The sequence below is a fragment of the Pseudomonas sp. P7759 genome (genome assembly GCF_013386445.1).
GTDB classification, from domain to species: domain Bacteria; phylum Pseudomonadota; class Gammaproteobacteria; order Pseudomonadales; family Pseudomonadaceae; genus Aquipseudomonas; species Aquipseudomonas azotoformans_A.
In genome coordinates this window covers 1-1,106 of record NZ_JACART010000082.1, presented here as the reverse complement: position 1 = coordinate 1,106, position 1,106 = coordinate 1, and the positions used below count along the sequence as shown (strand labels likewise).

The 1,106-nt window shown below is 61.0% G+C and carries 1 protein-coding gene and 1 pseudogene; both read left to right on the top strand.

Annotation, left to right across the window (positions count from 1 at the left end):
- Nucleotides 1–863: xylose isomerase (locus tag HX823_RS30825; protein WP_177078396.1), on the top strand; the 863-nt coding region annotated here is incomplete at its 5' end.
- Between the two features lie 101 nt (nucleotides 864–964).
- Nucleotides 965–1,106: pseudogene (locus HX823_RS30820) on the top strand (D-xylose ABC transporter substrate-binding protein); the annotation flags it as partial.

Genomic DNA, 1,106 nt, shown 5'->3' with positions numbered 1-1,106 from the left:
GCGCCGCCAGCAACCCGGACCCGGAAGTGTTTGCCTACGCCGCCGCCCAGGTGTTCAGCGCGATGAACGCCACCCTGCGGCTCAAGGGTTCCAACTATGTGCTGTGGGGTGGCCGCGAGGGCTATGAAACCCTGCTCAACACCGACCTCAAGCGCGAGCGCGAACAGCTGGGGCGTTTCATGCGCATGGTGGTGGAGCACAAGCACAAGATCGGCTTCAAGGGCGACCTGCTGGTCGAGCCCAAGCCCCAGGAGCCGACCAAGCACCAATACGACTACGACAGCGCCACGGTGTTCGGCTTCCTGCATGAGTACGGGCTGGAACAGGAGATCAAGGTGAACATCGAGGCCAACCACGCGACCCTGGCCGGGCACAGCTTTCATCATGAGATTGCCACCGCCGTGTCCCTGGGGATCTTCGGCAGTATCGACGCCAACCGGGGCGACCCGCAGAACGGCTGGGACACCGACCAGTTCCCCAACAGCGTCGAGGAAATGACGCTCGCCACCTATGAAATCCTCAAAGCTGGCGGGTTCAAAAATGGCGGCTATAACTTCGACTCCAAGGTGCGTCGCCAGAGCCTGGATGATGTGGACCTGTTCCACGGTCATGTGGCGGCCATGGATGTGCTTGCCCTGGCACTGGAGCGCGCGGCGGCAATGGTCGAGAACGACCGGCTGCAGCAATTCAAGGACCAGCGTTATGCCGGCTGGCAACAGCCGCTGGGCCACGCGGTGCTGGCGGGGGAATTCAGCCTGGAATCGCTGGCCGAGCATGCCTTCGCTCATGAGTTGAACCCGCAGGCGGTGAGTGGTCGGCAGGAGATGCTGGAAGGCATTGTGAATCGCTTTATCTACCGGTGACATTTGCGCGACAAATCTCTGCACGGAGCGTCGAGAGACGCTCTACAGTCTTACCCGCATCACGCTGTGTCTTTCCAAAAACAATAAAAGGACGCACCACCATGAAGTCATTCAAACGCACCCTCATCGCCACTGCCCTGGCCCTGCTCGCCCTGCCCGTCATGGCCGACTCAGCGCACCCGAAAATCGGTTTTTCCATCGACGACCTGCGCCTGGAACGTTGGTCCCGCGACCGTGACTACT